18 protein-coding genes and 1 pseudogene are annotated in these 21,342 nt (G+C 62.6%); 6 read left to right on the top strand and 13 right to left on the bottom strand.

Features of this window, described 5'->3' with window-relative positions; genetic code table 11:
• Positions 1-651: 651 nt before the first annotated feature.
• Positions 652-1,674 carry a hypothetical protein gene (locus IPN92_12770; protein ID MBK8639093.1) on the top strand — a complete coding sequence of 341 codons (1,023 nt, stop codon included), beginning with the start codon at positions 652-654 and terminating at the stop codon, positions 1,672-1,674.
• A 250-nt stretch (positions 1,675-1,924) separates the two neighbouring features.
• Positions 1,925-3,838, top strand: a complete 1,914-nt coding sequence (locus IPN92_12775) for an S-layer homology domain-containing protein (GenBank protein MBK8639094.1) — start codon at positions 1,925-1,927, stop codon at positions 3,836-3,838.
• 419 nt (positions 3,839-4,257) lie between these two features.
• Here the strand turns inward: IPN92_12775 and IPN92_12780 are convergent, their stop codons facing one another.
• The 5 genes from IPN92_12780 to IPN92_12800 all read right to left on the bottom strand — a co-directional run bounded on the left by IPN92_12780 (position 4,258) and on the right by IPN92_12800 (position 10,039).
• Positions 4,258-6,396 (bottom strand): thioredoxin family protein, encoded by a 2,139-nt coding sequence (locus IPN92_12780; GenBank protein ID MBK8639095.1) that lies wholly within the window; start codon positions 6,394-6,396, stop codon positions 4,258-4,260.
• 75 nt (positions 6,397-6,471) lie between these two features.
• Positions 6,472-7,872: an FAD-binding protein gene (locus IPN92_12785; protein ID MBK8639096.1), complete on the bottom strand. Its 1,401-nt coding sequence runs from the start codon at positions 7,870-7,872 to the stop codon at positions 6,472-6,474.
• On the bottom strand, positions 7,869-8,504 hold the full coding sequence (locus IPN92_12790) for a BON domain-containing protein (GenBank protein ID MBK8639097.1): 636 nt from the start codon (positions 8,502-8,504) through the stop codon (positions 7,869-7,871). The genes IPN92_12785 and IPN92_12790 overlap by 4 nt, the downstream gene beginning before the upstream one ends.
• Positions 8,497-8,826, bottom strand: a complete 330-nt coding sequence (locus IPN92_12795; protein MBK8639098.1) for a YraN family protein — start codon at positions 8,824-8,826, stop codon at positions 8,497-8,499. Before IPN92_12795 ends, IPN92_12790 begins: the two co-directional genes overlap by 8 nt.
• A 13-nt stretch (positions 8,827-8,839) precedes the next feature.
• The gene (locus IPN92_12800; GenBank protein ID MBK8639099.1) at positions 8,840-10,039 is read right to left on the bottom strand and encodes a penicillin-binding protein activator; all 1,200 of its coding nucleotides are present in this window, start codon (positions 10,037-10,039) and stop codon (positions 8,840-8,842) included.
• A 228-nt stretch (positions 10,040-10,267) separates the two neighbouring features.
• On the opposite strand from IPN92_12800, the gene rsmI reads away from it, so the two are divergent.
• The gene (gene rsmI, locus IPN92_12805) at positions 10,268-11,107 is read left to right on the top strand and encodes a 16S rRNA (cytidine(1402)-2'-O)-methyltransferase (GenBank protein MBK8639100.1); all 840 of its coding nucleotides are present in this window, start codon (positions 10,268-10,270) and stop codon (positions 11,105-11,107) included.
• A 1-nt stretch (position 11,108) separates the two neighbouring features.
• Here the strand turns inward: rsmI and IPN92_12810 are convergent, their stop codons facing one another.
• From IPN92_12810 to IPN92_12845, 8 genes and pseudogenes are all read right to left on the bottom strand, one after another.
• The gene (locus tag IPN92_12810) at positions 11,109-12,086 is read right to left on the bottom strand and encodes a LysR family transcriptional regulator (protein ID MBK8639101.1); all 978 of its coding nucleotides are present in this window, start codon (positions 12,084-12,086) and stop codon (positions 11,109-11,111) included.
• 105 nt (positions 12,087-12,191) lie between these two features.
• Positions 12,192-13,382: a twin-arginine translocase subunit TatC gene (gene tatC / locus IPN92_12815; GenBank protein MBK8639102.1), complete on the bottom strand. Its 1,191-nt coding sequence runs from the start codon at positions 13,380-13,382 to the stop codon at positions 12,192-12,194.
• Positions 13,383-13,534: 152 nt separating this feature from the next.
• Positions 13,535-13,849 (bottom strand): twin-arginine translocase subunit TatB, encoded by a 315-nt coding sequence (gene tatB / locus IPN92_12820; GenBank protein MBK8639103.1) that lies wholly within the window; start codon positions 13,847-13,849, stop codon positions 13,535-13,537.
• 33 nt (positions 13,850-13,882) lie between these two features.
• Positions 13,883-14,149: a twin-arginine translocase TatA/TatE family subunit gene (gene tatA / locus IPN92_12825; protein ID MBK8639104.1), complete on the bottom strand. Its 267-nt coding sequence runs from the start codon at positions 14,147-14,149 to the stop codon at positions 13,883-13,885.
• Positions 14,150-14,316: 167 nt separating this feature from the next.
• Positions 14,317-15,414 (bottom strand): aminoglycoside phosphotransferase family protein, encoded by a 1,098-nt coding sequence (locus tag IPN92_12830; protein MBK8639105.1) that lies wholly within the window; start codon positions 15,412-15,414, stop codon positions 14,317-14,319.
• A complete protein-coding gene (mtaB, locus tag IPN92_12835; protein ID MBK8639106.1) occupies positions 15,411-16,763 on the bottom strand; it encodes a tRNA (N(6)-L-threonylcarbamoyladenosine(37)-C(2))-methylthiotransferase MtaB in 1,353 nt (450 codons plus the stop codon). Before mtaB ends, IPN92_12830 begins: the two co-directional genes overlap by 4 nt.
• Positions 16,764-16,812: 49 nt before the next feature.
• Positions 16,813-17,316 (bottom strand): hypothetical protein, encoded by a 504-nt coding sequence (locus IPN92_12840; GenBank protein MBK8639107.1) that lies wholly within the window; start codon positions 17,314-17,316, stop codon positions 16,813-16,815.
• Between the two features lie 74 nt (positions 17,317-17,390).
• Positions 17,391-17,875: pseudogene (locus IPN92_12845) on the bottom strand (hypothetical protein).
• 158 nt (positions 17,876-18,033) lie between these two features.
• Here IPN92_12845 and gmk point away from each other — a divergent pair.
• From gmk to IPN92_12860, 3 genes are all read left to right on the top strand, one after another.
• Positions 18,034-18,651 carry a guanylate kinase gene (gene gmk, locus IPN92_12850; protein MBK8639108.1) on the top strand — a complete coding sequence of 206 codons (618 nt, stop codon included), beginning with the start codon at positions 18,034-18,036 and terminating at the stop codon, positions 18,649-18,651.
• 124 nt (positions 18,652-18,775) lie between these two features.
• Positions 18,776-19,069, top strand: a complete 294-nt coding sequence (gene rpoZ / locus IPN92_12855) for a DNA-directed RNA polymerase subunit omega (protein ID MBK8639109.1) — start codon at positions 18,776-18,778, stop codon at positions 19,067-19,069.
• Between the two features lie 74 nt (positions 19,070-19,143).
• Positions 19,144-21,321, top strand: a complete 2,178-nt coding sequence (locus IPN92_12860) for a RelA/SpoT family protein (protein MBK8639110.1) — start codon at positions 19,144-19,146, stop codon at positions 21,319-21,321.
• The last annotated feature ends 21 nt before the right edge of the window (positions 21,322-21,342 follow it).

Raw genomic sequence — 21,342 nt, forward strand, 5'->3', positions numbered from 1 at the left:
TAACCGATTCTGCCTTTCCCGGATCAAGGACCTGGAGGACAAAATGGGGCTCTGGGCAGGTCCGAAGATGCCTGTGGGCAACCTTGATTATGCTCATGTCATCAAGCCTGGGACCGGGCCGAAATCCAGGTCCTCGCGCAAGCTCATGGTGGGAAGGGTGTGGGTGGACTGGGAAGTCAGTTTAGGTTCTGGTATCCCTTTAAAATTCAGTAGGCTATAGCAATCAGCTTTACAAATGGCAGGGGACACCGGTGGGGAAGGATCGCGGGACATGGCACCCAGGTTGACCTAGATCAACTATTTTGGTGGGAGGTGAAAAGGGTCAATTTTTTATGTATCTGAATAATATCAGGAATCGACAAATATGTCGTAAATTGCCGCAAATGGACGCATTTGATGTGTAGACGGCGGGACAAGGGGGGTCTAGGCTACGGATTTGGCACGGGAGACGCGATGGGCCTTAGGGATACGTCAATGTCTATCGGGCTTTGATGGACCTTTAGGGGGTGAAGGCCGGGCTGGATACCTAAGGCTAGCGTGCAACTGCCAAGGTCCAGCCTGACACCTAGAACACTTGTCCTAGGCAAACCTAGAACATGTTTCGCGACTGAGATTAAATAAAGATAGCGAAAGGACAGCCAGGTATATTTGATGGAGACGTTTATAGTCATTGTACTTCTCATCGTTACGGTACTTCTCATCGTTGCGATACCCTGGAGACATGTACTATATGGACTGCTCGGAGCCTTCATCTGCGGACTTATTGGGTCGATCTTCGGACGTAGCGGGTGGGCAATTGGAGCAATAATCGGGTTCATCGCCGGCATTCAAGCCGCCAATGAATCCAATAAAAGCGATAAAGAAAATGCCGCGCCACAAGACAAGCCAAAGCAACAACCGAATACCAATGGAGGTGAACTTCCTGATATTGACTCCAGTTCACAAGTTAATCCCCTACCACAGCCAAAAGAGGAAAAAGTTATAGAGCTAGATGAAAACAGAAAAGCGAATGAAATTGATGATTCAGCACATGATGATATTATTTTAACGGAAGATTGTCTCGCGCCAGATGAAAAAAAAGATACTGAATTACAAAACGAACAGGAAAATAATAATAAAAACTCAGACATAATAGATGTTCCTGCTGACAAGGAGGAGCCCGACCAAAATCAAACGAGTAATAAAGAAATGAATCCTGAAGAAACAACCCCTTCGCCAAATAGGGCAATCAACCCTTTTCTATCATCTATAAAAAATCTTCTAAGGCTACTCAATCAAATAGAATGGAAATTTCCATTCGTTGCCCAATTAATAGAAGTAGTTGTTCTATTTCTATCGCTTGCGATAACTACTATTTTGTTCCTAACAATTGGAATTGCTTCGCAAATAGAGACCACTCTACGAAATTTAATTAATAATTCCATACAGGATAGAAGTAGCGACGGCCATGTAGAAAAAAGCGCACAAGCAATTGCTGCTGGTGTATATATGATTTTTTGGCTTCCCTTTTGGGTTATATTACTCCCGTTCAATTTGTTAGGGTGGATATGGAAAAAATTCGGGTACTATGGGTTAATTTTGGTTATAGTTGTAATAATCGGGGCCTTCATATATGGCCAGAATTATAGTTGGAGTAGCCTTTTGGAAGCTCTTAATAATAATTCACCGAGATAGGAGCAGATAGGATAAATTTAGCAATGGGAATGAATAAGGATATCCTATGATAAGATAACACCTGACATCAATAGCGCAATTCATTTGCAAGACCCGCACATCGAATTGAATCTTACCTTGGTAGTGCCCTAATTAGTAGGATGATGATGAGGCTTGTACATATAAATCAGCATGTTAGAAAACCCTATCCTGCCGATCTGGGCACCACCCCCATTTATTAGGACTGCACTTGATGCTCTGGGAGAAATCAATGAATACTACTTTTTTTGGAAGATTTAGGTTAATAGCGGGTCTATTATTTCTATACCTTCATCCCGTCGGAGCTACGGTTTTTTGTGTTACTGATTCATCGGCCTTACAAACAGCCCTGACAACTGCTGCAACCAATGCCCAGGACGACGAGGTCCGGATTGTCCAGGGTACCTATGTAGGAAACTTTGTTTATACAAGCACCCAAAGTAATGCATTATCTGTACTGGGTGGTTACCTTGCTGGTTGCATAAGTCGGACATTAGACCCCACTAACACCATCTTAGACGGCAATTTAAAAAATACTGTTTTCGCAATATCCACGGCCGCCACGGCTGCTAACCATATTGTTGAAGGTATAACAATGCGTAATGGTCGGCGGAATGGAAATGGTGCTGGGCTTTATACTGTTACTGGTGGTGATCTCAAACTTTACAGCAACATCATAGATGGAAATTCTGTAGTTGGATTTTGGGACAAAGGGGGTGGAGCCTTCATAAATGCAAGACACGTTAACATAAGCTACAATTTAGTAGAAAATAATATATGTCCAGATAATAATGGCGGTGGTTTTCTGGTGGAAGGCGAAACAATAGAAATTCGGTTTAATACTATTAAAAATAATGTTGGAGGGAGCTTTTATGGAGGAGGTTTCTATTCTAGCGGCCCGAGTTGGATAGAAAATAATATAATTGAAGCAAATAATATCAGCTTTGGTTTTGGTGGAGGTGCCTACATTATGGGTGCCGTAAAATTCAGCAATAATGTTGTTCGTGGTAATATAGCAGGCCAGGGTGCAGGAGGTGTAAGTATTTCTGGTGAAAATTCGGATTTTTCAAATAACATTATAGCAAAAAATTCTGCTAACCATGAACTGGGTTTACAACCACATGGCGGGGCAAGCTTGTCCGGACGTAACATTTCCGTGATAAATAACACGGTTTATGGGAATCTCGGCTCTGGCGGCGCCGGATTATATATTGAGGGATATGGCGATTTAAGCGTTTATAATAATATTATCTGGGACAATACTGGAGATGCTGAAAATGGTTTGTACGTTCGCACGGACATCAATGGAGACTTCATCCTTGATCTCAAGTCTATAGCAATAAAAAATAATAATCTTGTTCTCGATTCCGACCTGCCCATCTTTCTGGATGGTAGTAATTATATTAATGTCGATCCATATTTCTTTAACGCCCAAAATAATGATTTTCGCCTATATACATATTCATCCATGATTAATGCCGGTTCTTTGTTCGCGCCTGGAATACTTGATGTTGATATTAGCGGAGGCCCCCGTGTTATTGGCCAATCAATTGATATTGGAGCCTACGAGGGTGGCGTGCCTCCTGATGATGGAAGCTTTTTTGATATCAAACCAAATAGTTGGGCGGCCGGATACATCAACGCCATTCGCGATGCGAGCATCACGGGTGGTTGTGGCAATGGTAATTATTGCCCCCAAGGCCTCGTCACCCGCGAGCAGATGGCCGCCTTCCTGGTGCGGGCTGCCGAGGGTGAACCTGCCGCCAACTACTGCGGTGGCTCCTCCTCTTTCAGTGATGTTTCACCCAGTGCCTGGTCCTGCCCGCACATCAAACGCATGGGTGAACTGAACATCACCGGCGGGTGCGGCGGGGGTAACTATTGCCCCCAGGGCCTCGTCACCCGCGAGCAGATGGCGGTGTTTATCGTCCGGGCGCTAGAGGGCAACCCAGCGGCCAATTACTGCAATGGGGTCGCGCCCTTTAACGATGTATCAGCCGCTTCTTGGTCCTGCGGACATATCAAGCGCCTTGTCGAACTTGGGGTTACTCAGGGTTGTGGCAATGGCAACTACTGTCCTGGTAATGAAGTAACCCGCGAGCAAATGGCGGCATTCATTGCCAGGGCCTTCTTGAGCATGGATTGATGTATTTTGAGGAACCTATAGGCTGACTATGGAAACGGGTACTTCGGTGCCCGTTTTTTATTTTATCCAATGCCCGCCATGGCCTTCCTGTTCACCTGAACCCATAATTTAACTATCCCCTAAAGAATCCTTAGAAAGATTCTTTATAAATACACCCCCACCCCATCATAACCCGCTTCGGCGGGTTTTTTTATGCCTGGAGAAAAGCCATGCTGCAATTCAAAGCCCCTGATGACCTCCACGGCCTTGATCACAATTCCGCCCACCTCGTTCAACCCGGGAAGGTATAGATCCCTTGTAGAACATGCTGTTGTGCGTATTAACCCACATCAACTGAACGGTCTTAGGCGGATTTATGATCAAGGCCCATTTAGAGTCTGTTCCGCGCCCGTGATTGCTATTGAGGTCATCCATGAATCCTACTTTGATCCCTGAACACCACCGTCTCTGACTCCGTCCAGGACAACGGCCGGAGTCAGTATCTGCGGCAAAATCCTGGGCTCTCCCCCCGGGGGATAGAAAACATAGAGGGGCACCCCGTTACGGCCATGTTCCGCGAGATAGGCGGTGATCGACGGGTCCCGGTTGGTCCAGTCGCCCTTGAGGTAGAGGATGAAGGCCGCCGAGAAGGCTTGCGCCACCTCGGCGGTGCTCAGGGCCAGGCGCTCGTTGACCAAACAGGTGATGCACCAGGCGGCGGTCATGTTGACGAAGACGGGGCGTCGCTCCGCGCGGGCCTGGGCGAGTCGTTCTGGCGAATAGGGCTCGCTGGGGAGGGGTGAGGCATTGGCCGCGCCCGCGCCGCCGGTCGGGGCCGCCAGGCGGTCGGTCGCGATGGCGAGAGAGAGGGTGCCCACCAGTGCCGCCAGGCTCGCGATTGCGCCCCAGCGCCGCCGGCCGGGACTCAGCAACCGGGTCCGCTCACGCAGCCAGAGCCCAAAGGCCAGCAGGATCAGGCCCGCCAGGACCAGGGCGACCCCGTCGGCTCCGGTCTGGACACTCAGAACCCACACCAACCAGGCCGCCGCCCCGAACATGGGAAAGGCCAGTATCTCCTTCAGGGTCGCCATCCAGGGTCCCGGTTTCGGCAGCCGCCGCGCCAGGCCGGGGAGCAGTGACAGCAGCAGGAAGGGGAGGGCCAGGCCCAGCCCCAGGGTGAGCATGATCGCCAGGGCCAGGGGCCAGCTCAGGGTGACGGCATAGCCCAGGGCCGCGCCCATGAAGGGGGCGGTGCAGGGTGCCGCGACCAGGGCCGCCAGGGCGCCGGTCCCAAAGGCCCCCAGATTGCCGCGCCGGCTATCGCCACTCCCCAGCACCATGAGCCCGGCACCCAGGTTCACCGCCCCGGCGAGGCTCAGGCCGATGACGAAAAAGACCGAGGCCATGAGGGCGACGAAGGGCGGGTACTGGAGCTGGAAACCCCAGCCGATGGCCGCGCCGCCCGCGCGCAGGGCCAGCAAGAGCCCCGCCAGGGCGGCGAAGAAGAGCAGCACCCCGGCGGTATAGGCAAGCCCCTGCCGGACGCGTTGCCGCGCCGCCGCTGGCCCTGACTCCGCCAGGCCCTTGACCAGGCTCAGGGCCTTCATCGCCAGGATGGGGAAGACGCAGGGCATCAGATTCAGGACCAGGCCCCCGAGCAGGGCGAAGGCCAGGGCGAGAGGCAGCCCGATGGCCGCCTCCGGGCTGGTCGAGATCGCTGGTTGTGCTCTGACCGCCGTGATTTCGTAGGCCTGCACCTGGCCCCGCTCATCCGTAACGACCAGCAGGCCCTCGGCGGGGGCCTGGTCCGCCAGGGTGCCGGGGGTCAGGTCCAGCCGCAGCAGGCCCGCGTCCAGCCGCCAGGGTTGCGCGGCGGCATGCTCGATCAGGCCCCAGGAGCCGGCGAAAAACCTGGCCGTGGTCGGAGCAAAGGGCAACCCCGCCGTGGGGATGACGAGGCGGAGCCGCTCCCCCTCCAGGCTCAGCAAGGCCCCCTCGATCTGGCCCCGAGGCAAGCCGGCGCGGGCGGCGGCGAATGACTCGGCCTCGTCGGGATTGACGGGACCCATCGCGGCCGCCGTCGGAATAGTCAGTTCAAAAGAGCCGGACTCCGGGACGCAGTGCTCCGCGCAGACCAGCCAGTCGGCCTGGGCGTGAAGGCGCAGCGGTTCGCCCACCGGCCAGTCCTTGGGCACGGACAGGGCGAGGAGCAGCAGGGCCCGGCCCGCATAGCCATAGTTGGCCAGGGGGCCGACCGGGATGACCTCGGGACGCGGCCAGCGCGGCGGCCCGACGGTGACGCCCTCGGGTAGGGTCCAGGCGAGGCGCGGCGGATCGCCCGAGTCACCGGGGTTGCGCCAGTAGGTGTGCCAGCCGGGCTGAATCTCGAAGACCAGGGCGAGATCGACTGTCTGGCCGGGCGCGACTGGGGTCCGCTCCGCTACCAGGCGCGCGGTGACGTGCTCCGTCGTGACCGGGTTCGCCAGGGTCGGCCAGGGCCAGGCCAGCAGGGCGAGCAATAACAGCAGGCCGGTCAACCTGGGTGATTTCGGGGGGGGCCGGCCCAACGCAGTCAGCATTGACCCATAAACCGTCATGCGCTTCGTCCCCTCTGATGTCCAGAATATGGGTGGCGAAAGAGGGGTCCTGCCCTACTACGCCAGGGGCGGCAGGGTCTTGCCGGGATTGAGGATGCCGTTCGGATCGAACTGGCGTTTGATGCCGTGCATGAGGCGTAGCACGACGGGGTCCAATTCCCGGTGAATATAATCGCGCTTGGCCAGGCCCACCCCATGCTCGCCGGACAGGGTGCCCTCCAACTTGATGACGAGGCTGAAAACGGCGTCGAGGCAGGCGTCGGCGCGGGCCATCTCCTCCGGGTCGTCGGGATTCACCAGCAGGTTGACGTGGATATTGCCGTTGCCGGCGTGACCGAAGTTGACGATGCGGATGGCGTGCTCCCGCCCCAGCCGATCGACGCCCTCGATGAAGGTCCCCAGCCGCGAGACGGGCACCACCACGTCCTCGTTGATCTTCTTGGGCGCGATCTGGCGCAGGGCCGGGGACAGGGCGGTGCGAGTTTTCCAGAGGGCGGCGACCTCCGCGGCATCGGCGGCGGTGCGCAGTTCCAGTAACCCCGGTAGGCTGGCGGCCTGGGCGACCGCGGCGGCGGCCTGATCGATGCCATGGGCCGGGCCGTCCACCTCGATCATCAGCAGGGCGCCTGTCCCCTCCGGCAGGCCCAGGTCGCCGACATGGCGGGCCATGGCGAGGGCGGAGCCGTCCATGAATTCCAGGGCGCAGGGGGTGACGGGCTGGGCCATGATGGCGGAGACGGCAGCGGCGGCGGCATGAATGTCGGCGTAACTGGCGCGCAGGGTGCGCCGGGCCTCCGCCAGGGGGGTGAGCTTGAGGGTGGCCTGGGTGATGAGGGCCAAGGTGCCCTCGGAGCCGATGATGAGCCGGGTTAGGTCATAGCCGACCACGCCCTTGGTGGTCCGCACCCCCGTGCGGATGAAGTCGCCGGCGCCGGTGACCGCCGTCAGTCCTAGGGTGTTTTCGCGCGGGGTGCCGTACTTGACGGCCCGGGGGCCGGCCGCGTTACAGGCCAGGTTGCCGCCCAGGGTGCAGGTGGCGGCGCTGGTGGGGTCCGGTGGCCAGAAGAAACCGTAGGCGGCCGCCGCCTGTTGAAGGGCCTGATTGGTGACGCCCGGCTCGACGATCGCCAGGCGGTTGTCGGGATCGATGAGGGGGATGCGGTCCAGGCGTTCGAAGGAGAGAACCAGGCCGCCCCGGTCTGGCACCGTGGCGCCGGTGGTGCCGGTGCCGCGTCCCCGCGCAACCAGGGGCAGCCGTTCCCGGTTGCAGAGTTGGACCAAGGGCACGACCTGGTTGGCGGCCTCGACCAGGACCACGGCCTGGGGCATGGCCTGGCGGCGGCTGTTGTCATAGCCGTAGGACCATAGCTCCGCCGGGTCCAGCAAGAGGGCACCGGGTCTGGCGATGGCCCTGAGTTCCCGGATAATCCCGGCGCTCAGGGGGTCAAAGGGTGTCATCGGGGCTGGTTGGTGATCTCAAAGACCTTAACAACCTTGATAACCCCGGGGACGTAGCGAACCTTGTCAACCGCCGCCTCCGCCTCTTCGGGGGTCACCAGGCCCATGAGATAGACGATGCCGGATTCGGTAATCACCGTGACCCGGGTGGGGTCAAACCCCTTGATATCGACATCAACCAGGGCCAGCTTGGCCCGGGAGGTGATGAGGGTATCCTCGCCTTGGCGGTTCATGCTGGCAAGGGGGCCGATGGTGATCTCGTCTATCACCCGGCTGACCTTGGGCACCTTGCTGACGCGCTCGGCATAAGCCTTCGCCCCGGCCTCGTCCTTACACTGACCCGTGAGCAGCACGACCCGATTGTAGCTGTTGACCGCGACCTGGCAACGGGTCTGGGCGCCGGGCCAATCCCGGCTCTTGAACTCGATTTCCTTGTCATCCATGAGGGTGTCAGGGTCGCGCCGGTCCCGAACCACGACCGTGGCCCCCACCGCCGCCCCCACCCCTGCCCCGATCAGGGCGGCGGCGCAGCCCTGCAGGAGCGGTAGGGCCAGGCTTAGGGCCAGGCAGGCGACGAGGGTCCGATGGCCGCGGGGGGCGGTACTGGGTCGCGCAAATCGGGCGTTAGGCATGGAAGGCATCCCGAATCCAGTCGATACGGTCCCCGGCGCCGATAGCGATGACATCGAAGCGGCAGGGGAGGTCTAGGGTTTGGCGTTGCAGAAAATGGCTGGCGGCGGCGATCAGTCGCCTTTGCTTCGCCACCCCGATCGAGGCGGCGGCGCCGCCAAAGCGCTCCGAGGCGCGAAAGCGGACCTCGACGAAGACCAGGGTGGCGGCGTCACGCATCACCAGGTCGATTTCGCCGCGCCGGCAGCGGTAGTTGCTGGCCATGAGGCGCAGACCCTGGCCCTGCAGATAGTCCCGGGCCAGGCGCTCCTTGTCGGCGCCCAGGTCCCCGGGGGTCTCAGGGAGCGAGGGCGGCAAGGCGCGCACCTCCGCCGCCGGGGGAGCCAGCAGGCGCGGCGATGTTGGGGCCCCTGGCTTCCGTTGCGCTCATCCGCCTGGGTCCCAGGCTGTCCATGCGCGCCAGGATGAGTTCCCGTTGAACCCGGCCCCGGTTGTCCAGGCTCAGGCGCCCGGTGCGGCCCTCGAGGTAGGCGCCGGGACGAGCGGTCAGGCCCTCAAGCTGCTGAACCAAGGCATAGGCATCGATGCCCATGGCATAGAGGCGGGCGTAACGCGGGTCGATGCCCCCCGAGGCGCGCTCCAGGCTGGATCGGGAGAGCGGGTCCGCCGGATCGATGTCAATCATCCAGGGGATATCGACGAATTGCAGCCCGAGCAGGGCCTGGTAGCCCTCCTGATCCTGGCCGCCTTCGAAAATATGAGAGGTAGCAAAGACCGAGGGCGGGTTCTGGTTAATGGCAACAATCTCGGGCCAGAGCCGGCGCGCCTGGGGCGCCGTGGCGACCAGGAAGACGCAGTCGGCGGGGGCGGTCTGGACCGAGCCGGCAAAGGCGTCCTCCAACAGTCCCTGGGGCAGATCCGCCGAGTTCGGATCAAAGGCCTGGATGGCCGCGAAACCGCCCCCATTCCCAAGCCATTCGCGCCGGAAACCATTGGCCAGGCGTTCCCCCCAGGGGCTGGCGGGATAAAGCAGAATGGCCGTGTGATAACCCCGCCCCCAGGCCTTGCGCGCGGCATCGGCGGCCTCGTCCTCGGGGTCCAGGGAGAATTGGAAGAGATTCGGTGGCGTGGCGTCGCTGGTGGCCCGGTTCAGAGCCAGGGTGGGGATGGGCAGGGCCGATTGGCCGGCGAGGGCATCGACGGCCTCCTTTTCCAGGGGGCCGATGGCCAGGCTCGCGCCTTCGGCGGCGGCCTGGCGCAACAAATCCGGCACCGATTTCGGGTTGTGGCTATCGTAGAAGCGCAGTTCCGGCCCTTGTCCGCTGGCGCCCTGGGCGGCGAGAATGCCCTGACGCACCGCCGCGCCCGCCTCGGCATAACGTCCGGACTGGGGCAGGAGGACGGCGACCTGGGCCCGGGCCTGGGGGGGCGCGGCCGCCCCTGGACCGTTGCCAGGACCGGCGCTACGCGGGGGCGCCGCGCAGCCCGCCATCAGCAAGGTCAGGGTCGTCAGGAGGAGGGTGAAAACGAGCGGCATGGCCAGGGTCCTAGGGAGGGTTTTGCTATCGCCAATGACCAGTGCGGCGAGTTCCTGAACAGGACGCCAGGCCCGCGAGCGCCGGGCAGGGCCGCGCGATTCAGGGGCGAGTCGCGGGCGTCCCGTCGGGGAACAGGGGGCAGCGGAGCTGGGGAAACTCCCGTCGCCAATAGCATCGTCTGGCTTCGTCATCGATGGCGGGCCTGTTGAAAATCAGAAGGAAAGGCCTTGTCACAAGTCTCGGGGATACTATACGTGGTGGCCACGCCCATGGGCAATCTGGCCGATATCAGCCAGCGCGCCCTTGAGGTCCTGGCCCGGGTGGCCCTCATCGCCGCCGAGGATACCCGCCACACCGCGGGTCTGCTTAGTCATTATGGTCTGCGCACGCCGCTGACGGCCTGTCACGAGCACAACGAGGAGAAGCTGGTCCCGCGCCTGCTGGAACGTCTGGCCGCCGGGGAGGATTTGGCCCTGGTGTCGGATGCGGGCACGCCCCTGATCAGCGATCCCGGCTATCCCCTGGTGGCCGCCGCCCGGGCCGCCGGTCTGCGGGTCGTGCCCATCCCCGGCCCTAACGCCGCCATTTGCGCCCTCTCCGCCGCGGGCCTGCCCAGTGACCGCTTCGTCTTTCTGGGCTTTCCACCCCGCACCCGCGCCAAGCGTCGGGAGTGGTTCGTCACCCTGGCCCAGGAACCCGGCACCCTCATCTTCTACGAGGCGGGCAATCGGGTCCTGGCAACCCTGGCCGACCTGGCCGCGAGCCTGGGGCCCGACCGCCGCGCCGTGGTGGCGCGGGAACTCACCAAGCACTTTGAGACCTTCCTGGACGGCACCCTGGCGGGCCTGGTCCCGCGCATCGAGGAGGACCCGGATCAGCAAAAGGGGGAATTCGTCCTGCTGGTGGAGGGCTGCCGGGACCTGGATACAACCGCGGCGGAAGGCGAGCGGGTACTGCGCATCCTGGCCCGGGAACTGCCCCTCAAGCAAGCCGCCACCCTCGCCGCCGAGATCAGCGGCGATAAGAAGAACCGGCTGTACGGCCTGGGGCTGGCCTGGCGGACCTGATTCACCCCAGATGGGCATCCTCCCATTCCCCATGTTCGGGGCCTTGGAGGTGGGGTTCGACCTCCTGGCCGGCGAAGGTTTCATCGAGCACCTCGATGAAGCGCTTGGCCTGGGGTGAGAGGAACTTGCCACGGCGCAGGACGATACCGTAGCTGCGTTTGGGGAAGTATTGCTCCATGGGGATGGTGGCGAGGCGTTCCTGGCCGGTGAGACAGACATCGGTGACGATGGAGATGCCCAGCCCCAGTTCGACGTACTTCTTGATGACCTCCCAGCCGCCGGCCTCCAGGGCCACCTTGTAATTCAGGTTGTGTTGGCGGAAGACCAGATCGACCGTCCGCCAGGTGCTGAGGTGACTGGGGGGCAGGATGAGCCCGAAGGGGGTGATGTCCTCCAGGGTCACGCTGGCCCTGGCCGCCAGCGGGTGGTCCAGGGGGGTGATGAGCTTGGGCCGGTAGGTGACGAAGGGCCGGTAGGTGATGTCGTCCGGGACCTCGATCATGGAGCCGACGGCCATGTCCGCCTCGTCGGCCCGCACCATGGCCAGGCCATCGCGGCCCGTGACATTGTGGAGCTTGATCTCGATACCCGGATGGATGGCGGTGAAGCGCCGGACCGGCTCGGGCAGGATATAGAGAATGGTCGATTCACCGGCCGCCACCTCCAGGGAGCCCTGATCTACCCGGCCGCACTGGCTAAAAAAGGTTTCATGGAGCTTGTCCATGCCTTCGACCAGGGGCTGGGCCAGACCGTAGAGCAGATCACCCGCCGGGGTGAGCTTGATCTTGGGGCCGCGGCGCTCAAAGAGGAGGGTGTCGAATTCCCGCTCCAGGGCCTGAATCTGCAGGGAGACGGTGGGCTGACTCAGAAAGATCTGGTCGGCGGCGGTACTGACGCTGCCCGAGCGCGCGGCGTGACAGAAGGCGCGCAGTTGCTTGAGCCGATTTTGTTTGTAATGGAGTTGGGTGGCGGAGGCCATGGGTCCGGGTCGCTCCCTGGTGGTGATGCCATGGCCCGGCGTTAGGCCATGGATTAGGCGGAATTAGTGTGCCATCGCGACATTTCAATACTCGGGCCGCCAGCCTCAGGGCCTGTCCATCTCCGTCAGGATATTCATGGCTACCCCGCGCTGGGATTCGTCGCCGTCGGCGAGGACGCGATAGAGGAGTTGGCGGGCGCCGGCCTCGTTTTCCAGGTCGCGCAGCTCCGATACCCGCTCCAGCAAGGCCTCGATGGGGTCGATATCCTCGTCCAGCTCCGATTCGGCCGCCTCGATGGCGTCGAGCTCCGCCTCCATTTCTTCCGGCGTCAGGGGGACGAAGCGCTCGCGGTCGAAGGGATCGCCACCGTCGATCTCACGGCCGACCATGACCTCATGGGCCTGGGTTGTTGGCGCGTGGGTGGGGCCGCCCGGATCGCGGTGAGTGCCCGCCCCTGGAGCCATCGCCGAACTGGCGGTGCCCGCGGCGGCCGCCCCGGTCGGCCCGGTGCCCGAGGGAGGCCCCCCGGTGGTTTCTGGTTCCTCCTCCTCCGTGTCCCGCTTCCTGAAGAAGCGCGAAAAGAAGATGCCCGCCTCGAACAGCATCCACATGGGCACCGCGAGCAGGGTCTGGGAGATGACGTCCGGTGGGGTCAAGAGCATGCCGATGACAAAGCAGCCGACGATGACATAAGGCCGTTTGTCGGCCAGACTCTCCGCCGTGGTCATCCCCATGGCCACCAGCAGGATGGTCGCGATGGGGATCTGGAAGGAGACCCCGAAGGCGAAAAAAAGCTTGAGGACAAAGTCCAGGTAGTAGGTGATGTCCGGCATCTGGGCCACGCCTTCGGGGGTCGTGGCCGTGAAGAAGGCGAAGATCAGGGGGAAGACGAGGTAATAGGCGAAGGCCATGCCCAGGTAGAAAAGGCAGATGCTGGAGGCCAGCAAGGGCATGGCGAAGCGCTTTTCATGCTGATAAAGGCCCGGGGCCACGAATCCCCAAAGTTGGAACAGCAGATAGGGCATGGCGACGAAAATCGCCGATACCAGCGCTAGCTTGAAGGGCGTCATGAAGGGCGATGCCACCTGGGTGGCGATCATGGTCGAGCCCTCGGGCAACTGGGCGCGGATGGGCTCGGCGATGAAGGTGTAGATATCGTTGGCGAAGGGGAACAGGACCACCAGGGCAATCCCGATCGCCATCACCATGCGCAGCAGCCGGTCGCGAAGCTCCACGAGGTGCGACATGAAGGGCTGTTCCGGGCCCGGGTCTTGATGGTAGGCCGGCGCTGTCATCGCGGTCGTTACATCCGAATGAGTGGTTATCTAGAGAGGCGGAGCCGGACAGGCGCGAGTGGGTATCGGGCGCGGCGTCGGGGCTAAGCCGTGGGCAGGGGGTTTCAACCTGGGTGATCCAGGACCCCTGGGGATGGCGCTAGTGCCGGGCCCTAGTTAGGGGGGTCCTGCTTGCTGGGCGGTGCTGGGTTTTGGGGTGGGGAGGGCGCGGGGGCCGACGGCTTGCTGCTGGGCATCTCGATGAGGGTCTCCAGCGGATTCTCCCGCGCCTGCTTGGCCAGGATCTCCTTGAGCTCCTCCGCCTTGAGTTCGCTGTCGATCTCCGCCTTTACCGTTGCGAGGGTCCGCCGCGCCCGCCCCATCCAGAGCCCGGCGGTGCGCGCCAGCTTTGGCAGGCGCTCCGGCCCTACCACCAGGAGGGCGACCACGCCCACTACCACCAATTCCAGAAAGCCGATATCAAACATGATCCCGCCCCGGCCCCCGCGCTAAATCGGGATTCAGACCTTGTCCCTGCCTTCGACCTTGGCCGCCGGGTCCGGCGTGGCCGTCCCCGTGGGGGAGGCCGTCCCCGTGGGGGAGGGGGGCACCTCCAGTCGTTTGGCCTCCTCCTCTTCCTTGTCCGGGTCGCTCATAGCGGACCTGAACCCCTTCACCGCGTTACCCAAATCCGAACCTATGCTCTTGAGACGCTTGGTCCCGAAGAGCAGCAGTACGATCACCAGAATGATGAGAAGCTGCCAGATGCTGATGCCACCAAAGCCCATGATGTCCTCCACTGCCGTCCCGAGAGACGGACGTTACTTGCTATCCGGAACCGGCCTGCCTGGGGCAAGGGATCCCCAATCCTTAACCGGCCGCGTCCGCCACCGGGCCTACGCGAAAAGTGGACGTGATCTTACCGCAAGAGCGGGGCGGGATGTAGGGATTGCAGTCAATCCTGCGCGAATCCGCTAAAACAGGCGGCGATGATGGCCCGGATCGCCCCTTCCTTGCGCTCGATGTCCGCCACCAGCGCAAACTGAATCCGCGCCTTGGCAAGATTCTGACCGGGTGCGGAGACGCGAAACCAGCGGTCGCCTTGCAGATGGTCGGTCAGAAGGCGTAGCCCCAGCTCGAAGGGAATCAGCCGGATGGCGGCAAAGAGGAGCGCCACCTCCGCCGGGACCAGCAGTCCTTGGGTCCGGTCCGCATAGGCCCGCAGCAGGGGGCGGCAAACCTCCAGGTCAAAGCCCACGCGTGCCTCACTGGCGGACTCCCCCGGCCGGTTACAGCTGGAACGTAGGCAATCGCCGATATCGTGCAGGGTCAGACCCGGCTGCACCGTATCCAGATCGATCAAGGCCAGGGCCCGCCGTCCCTCGGCATCGAACAGCAGGTTGTCCAGCTTGGGATCGCCATGGATGACCCGCTCCGGGAGCAGACCCGCCGCCCGCGCCTGCTCCAGCACCCCCACGCCCGTCCGCCGCGCCGCCACGAAGGCCAGCGCCTCCTCCAGCCCTGGCTGGGGTGCCGCGACCGCCTGCTGTGCAACCCGGTCGAAGGGCTCCAGATAGCCCGGCGTCACATGGAAGCCTGGCAGGGTCACCCGCAGGCTCGCGGGGTCGAGGTCCGCCACCGCCCGATGAAAGGTCCCCAGCAGGCGCCCTACCTCCGCCGCTTGGGGGGCGTCCTCGATCCGCTCCAGAGGTTGGCCCGGGATGAAGGTCATCAGGCGCCAGACGGCGCCGGTCTCGTCCCGCGTCCAGGTCGCGCCCTCCGCCGTTCGCGCCAGCTCCGGCCACGTCAGATCCAGCCCCTCCTGGCGGGCCAGATGCGCCGCGAGGCGGGACAGGTTGGCCATGATCCCCTCGGGATTGGCAAAGACCCGGCCATTGATGCGTTGCAACACCCAGCGGTCGGTCCCGGCCGTCACCTTAAAACTCTCATTGATCAGTCCCCGCCCCAGTGGCTCGATCAGGGGGGGGCCGCTGGTAAGGGTAAAGCGCTGGGCGATCCGTGCCGCCGTCTTTGAGAACTCGGTGCTGTTCATGTCGCGGCTGGGTCCGCCAGTGGCCAAAGGGCCTCACCCGCAGGGGGCCCTTCGTGGTCATGGGGGGCCAAGGTCGCGATCAGGCTGTCTCCATCCGGGTGGATGGCGGTCAGTTCGACCCGCGGCAACTGGTTGGTGAGGTCTTGCCCCCCGTTGGGGCGGACGCGCACGGGCAAATAATGGGGTGTGTAGCCATGATGGTCGCCGTTCGGGTCGCTGCCCTGGCGGCCTTCCAGCAGGAGGCTGGTCCGCTGGCCCAGGTAGCGGGCGAAGGTATCGGCCCTCATGCGGCATGCCAGCTCGTGCATCTCCCGGCTGCGCTCCTTTTTGACCTCGGCGGGGACCTGATCGGGCAGGCTGGCGGCCTTGGTACCGGGGCGGGGGGAGTAAGGGAAGATGTGGACCTGGCCGAAGCCGATGGAGGCCACGAAATCGAGCGTCTGGCGCCATTCGGCCTCGGTTTCACCGGGGAAGCCGGCGATGATGTCGGTGGTGAGGTTGATGTCGGGGACCCGGGCGCGGGCCTCGTGGGCGAGGCGGGCGAATTCATCGGTCCGGCAGCGGCGCGCCATGCGCCGCAGGACGCTGTCGGTGCCGCTTTGCAGGGGTAGGTGCAGGTGGGGCATGAGGCGCGGATGGGCAAAGAGGTCCCAGAGGCCATCGGGCAGTTCCCAGGGTTCCAGGGAGCCAAGGCGCAGGCGCGGCATGTCCGTCTCCGCGAGGAGGGTACCGATCAGGTCGTCCAGGCCGAGCCCCAGGTCGCTGCCCCAGCCACCGAGGTGGACGCCCGCGAGCACGGCCTCGCGCACGCCCGCCGCCGCGGCCTGGTTGATCTCGTCAATCACCTCCGGGATGGGGCGGCTGCGTTCCTCGCCCCGCGCCAGGGTGACGATGCAGAAGGCGCAGCGGTAGCGGCAGCCGTCCTGGACCTTGATGAAGGCGCGCTGGCGGCCGCGGGCGAAGAGGGGATTGGCATCGGCCGCCAGGGCGGTGAGGGGCATGGCGGGCAGGTCGAGTTCGGCGGTGGTGATCGCCACCAGGCGGTCCTTGTCCGCGTTGGGGATCACCAGGTCAATGCCGGCTTCCAGCGCCAGGGCCTGGGTCTCCAGGGTGGCGAAGCAGCCGCTGACCACCAACTTGGCGTGGGGGTTATCGCGCTGGGCGCGGCGCAGGAGCTTGCGGGACTTGCGGACCGCCTCCTGGGTGACGGCGCAGGTGTTGACCACCACCAGGTCGGCCCCCGTTTCGTCGGGGGTGATCTGGTGGCCGAGTTGTTGGAACTGGCGCGCCCAGGTCTCCAGTTCCGCCTCGTTGAGCCGACAGCCCAGAGTCTGGAGATTGACGCGCATCATCCTGGGGCTGGGCATCAGGCTGGGGATGGCTCTGGAGGGTCGCGGCTCAGTAGGGGCGGCGGGGGATGATGATCCGCACCTGTTCGGCGCCATCCTCACGCCGCATGGCCCCACCCTCGGCGTCCGGGGGCAGTGGCAGGCGGTGGCTGGAGCGGCCGCTGGAGAAACTGTAGCTGCGCAGGTAGCCCTGGCCATCGCCGAGGGTCTCCTCGCGGGTCTTCTGGGTGGAAGTGTCGCGGGAGAGGCGGAGCGAGCGGCCGTCGATCTGAACCTGGATGTCCTCGGCCTTCAGGCCGTCGAGGGGGATTTCAAGGATGTAGCCCTCGGCGGTGACGGTCTGGTTGAAACGCAGGGGGCCTCCGGCGCGGGGGAAGCCGGGCCTGTCGGGACTGGATAGGGTCGGGGGGGCCGGGAAGTCCGGAAGTGCTCCACCCTGACCCGGGGGCAGGGGGCCATAGCCATAATAGGGAGGCGCCCAGGCCAGCGCCAAGGCCGGAGCCATCAAGGTCATCCCCACCAGGAGGCCGCGTGGGTTAAAAATCTTGGTCATGATAAAACTCCTCGCTTCGATACCAGTTGCCATCGAATTATAGGGCAGGCGCGGGAAAACCGGTGGGGGCACTGTTACAGCCGAGGTATCCAGGTGGGGCGGCTGGCGGTGTCGATCAGGCCCTGTTGGAGCAGCCATTGGCTGGCATCCCCTGCGTCTTCCTCGAACCAGATGCGGGCGCCGCCGAGGCGGAAGCTGTAGAGCCCCAATCGTCCATTTCCCGGCAGATGCGCTCGCGGCCCACGCCAGGCAGTTCGTCGGCGAGCAGGATTTGGAGATAGCAGACGCCATTTTCCTCGGCCACTTCGCCGCCGGCATCCGTGTGCAAGGCTAGCCGGCGGTCCGGGTCCATGCAGATCCAGTGGCAGGCCTCATGCAGGGCCGAATGCACCGGGGTGTCGGCCCGGACATAGAGGTAGTCCGCGATCAGGCCGGCCTCCGGCTCTCCCCAATAGCTGCCGGGGATGGGCGCCCCCGGTGCAATCCAGCCCAGGGTGAGTCCGTAGCGGGCGAGCAGGGCGGGGAGCAGGGTGGGGGACAGGTCGGCGCAGGTCAGCATCTGGGTTGATTCCTGGGGGCCCCTGCGCGGTCCGGTCTCGCTCGCGACGGGCGCTTGTGGTCTAATTTCAGGGTAACTATAGCCTTGCCGTGGGGCGTTTGCCTCTCCTCGGCTCCTCCCTTGCCCCCTTTTCGCCAACCCCCAGGCGCTGGATTCTTATGAGCGAAGGCATCCTCTTTATCGTATCGGCGCCCTCCGGCGCGGGCAAGACCAGTCTGGTCAAGGCCCTGCTGGAACGTGAATCCGCCCTTGGGTTGGCGATTTCCTTCACGACCCGTCCGCCGAGGCCGGGCGAGGTGGATGGCGTTCACTACCATTTTATTAATGAGGGCCGTTTTCTGGCTATGATCACCGCTGGCGCCTTCCTGGAGCACGCCCAGGTCTTCGGCAATCGCTATGGCACCGCGGAGGCTAAGGTGCGCGAGGCCCTGGCCGCGGGCCAGGATTTGCTGCTGGAGATCGACTGGCAAGGGGCGCGCCAAGTGCGCGCGCGTTTCCCCGGCGCCGTTTCCATCTTCATCCTGCCGCCCTCCGCCCCCGTTCTGGCGGAGCGGTTGCGGGGCCGCGGCCAGGATAGCGAGGCGATCATTGCTGGGCGCATGCGCCAGGCGCGTGACGAGATGTCCCATTTTGACGAATACGATTATCTGGTCGTGAATGATGATTTCGATCAGGCTCTTGCCGATCTGGCCTGCCTGGCGCGGGCGGAGCGATTGCGCCTGGCCCATGGGGCCGGGCTGGCTCCCGGCATGATCGAGGCCCTGCTGGCCGGCTGAAGGCGGGGCCGCGCCTTCCGGGCCGGGTGCGGCAAATTGGGAAAGAAATCCTGCGGCCCTTCGCCTTCCGGGCGGGGTTTTGGTAATCTGGCCGATCTACGTTATAAATGGAGCAACAAGACTCATGGCGCGAATTACTGTCGAGGACTGCCTCGATCATGTGGACAACCGGTTTGATCTGGTCATTTTTGCCACCAAGCGGGCCCGGCAACTGGCCAATGGCGTCGAACCCCTGATCCCCTGGGCGAATGATAAACCCACGGTGGTGGCCCTGCGGGAGATCGCCGAGGGCGTCCTGACCCAGGAGACGGTCGCCGCCGTGGAGGTGGAACGCGAGCAGCGCCGTGCCGAGCGGACCCTGGAGATGCAGATCGCCGAGGAGCTGGCGGCCGAGTTGGGGACCGAGGAGCACTCCTGAGACGCCAGCGAGTCAGGTATCGGATTTCGGGTGCCACGCCAGCCGTCCCCGCCAGCCGCTCGGGTCCAGGTCCCATGACTCAGGTGCTTGAATCGCCCGTCGCCAACCCACCCGCCGAGCCGCCCGACAGGGCGCGCTTCCAGATCGGCGACCTCTGTGTCTATCTGGAGTCCTACCTGAGCGCGGAGCAAATCCGCGAGGTTTATCGCGCCTTCCAGTTTGGGGCCGAGGCCCATGCCGGCCAGACGCGCAAATCTGGCGAGCCCTACATCCAGCACCCCATCGCCGTGGCGCGCATCCTGGCCGAGATGCGTATGGATCACAAATGCCTGATGGCGGCCATTCTCCATGACGTGATCGAGGACACGGGCCACTCCAAGGAGACAGTGGCGGCCCTGTTCGACGAGGAGATTGCCGAACTGGTGGATGGCGTAAGCAAGCTGACGCGTCTCGATTTCCGTTCCAAGGCCGAGGCTCAGGCGGCGAATCTGCAGAAGATGCTGTTGGCGATGACCAAGGATATCCGGGTCATTCTCATCAAGCTTGCCGACCGGCTCCATAACATGCGCACCCTGGGGATCATGGCCCCGGAGAAGCGCCGCCGCATCTCGCGCGAGACCCTGGAGATCTATGCGCCCATTGCTAATCGCCTGGGTATTCGCAAAATCTCCGTGGAACTGGAAGAACTGGGCTTCGCGCATTGCTGGCCCTGGCGCCGCCTGCTGCTCCAGCGGGCGGTCGTCCGCGCCCGGGGGGCACGCAAGGAACTGGTGGGGGATGTCGAGAAGGCCTTGCGTGAACGCCTGGAGCAGGAGGGTATCCAGGGCGAGGTGGTGGGCCGCCAAAAGCACCTTTACGGAATTTACGGCAAGATGCGTGACAAGCAGCGCCCCTTCGAGGAGGTGGTGGATGTCTTCGGCTTTCGCGTCGTCGTTGATCGGATCGATACCTGCTATCGCGTCCTGGGTGTGGTGCACAACCTTTACAAGCCTAAGCCCGGTCGCTTCAAGGACTATATTGCCATCCCCAAGAACAATGGCTATCAGTCCCTGCATACCCAGCTGTTTGGCCCCCAGGGCATCCCCATCGAAATCCAGATTCGCACCCTGGACATGCAGCGCCTCGCCGAGAGTGGCATCGCGGCGCACTGGATGTATAAATCCGGCGCCAAACGTGGCAGCCCGCAGAACCTTGCGGAGGATTGGCTGGGGAACCTGCTGGAGATGCAGCGCGGATCGGGCGACTCGGTTGAGTTTCTGGAGCACGTCAAGGTCGATCTCTTCCCGGACGAGGTCTATGTCTTTACCCCGCGTGGGGACATCCAGGTGTTGCCTGCCGGGGCCACGGTGGTGGATTTTGCCTATGCCATCCATTCCGGTCTGGGTAACCGCTGCGTGGCGGCGCGGATCGATCGGCGCATGGCCCCCCTGCGCACCGCCTTGCGCAGCGGCCAGACGGTGGAGATCATCACGGCGCCCCGGGCCATGCCCAACGCCGGCTGGCTGAATTTCGTGGTGACGGGCAAGGCCCGCGCCAATATCCGTGGCTATCTGAAGAATTTGCAGCGCCAGGAGGCCGAGGTCTTGGGCCGGCGCCTGCTGAACGCCGAGCTGGCGGGGCAGGGACTGGACCTGGATCGGTTGCCGGAGGGCCCCCTGGCGGCCTATCTGACGCGGGCCAAGCTGACGGATTTGTCTGCCCTGCTGGTGGAGGTGGGACTGGGCAATCGGCTGCCGATCCTGGTGGCGCGGCGTCTCATGGGCGAGGAGGTGGTCGAGGCCCCGCTCGACGCCGAGCCCAGACAGGCGCGCCGCCTGGCCATCAAGGGCACCGAGGGCATGGTGGTCAATTATGCGCGCTGCTGTCGGCCCATTCCGGGCGATCCCATCTCCGGACTCTTCAGCCCTGGCAAGGGCATCGTAGTGCATCGCCAGGGTTGTCGGAACCTCGGCGATTTTCAACAACATAGAGATCAGTGGCTTGACCTGGACTGGTCCAGTCAACCGGCGGGGGATTTCAATACCGAGATCCGGGTCGATGTTGGCAACCAGCGCGGGGTTCTGGCCAGTCTGGCCGCCGCCATCGCCGAACTGGGTTCGAACATCGAGAATGTCCAGTCCCGGGAAAAGGATGGCCACAACATCAGTTTGGATTTTCTGCTCTCGGTCCGTGATCGCCCCCATCTGGCTCGCATCATGCGGCGCCTGCGACTGGTGCCACGGGTGATGCGCATCCATCGCGTGTCGCGTTGAGCCTGGCGTGCCCGCTTGAAA

It is taken from the genome of Chromatiaceae bacterium (genome assembly GCA_016714645.1).
GTDB lineage: Bacteria > Pseudomonadota > Gammaproteobacteria > Chromatiales > Chromatiaceae > M0108.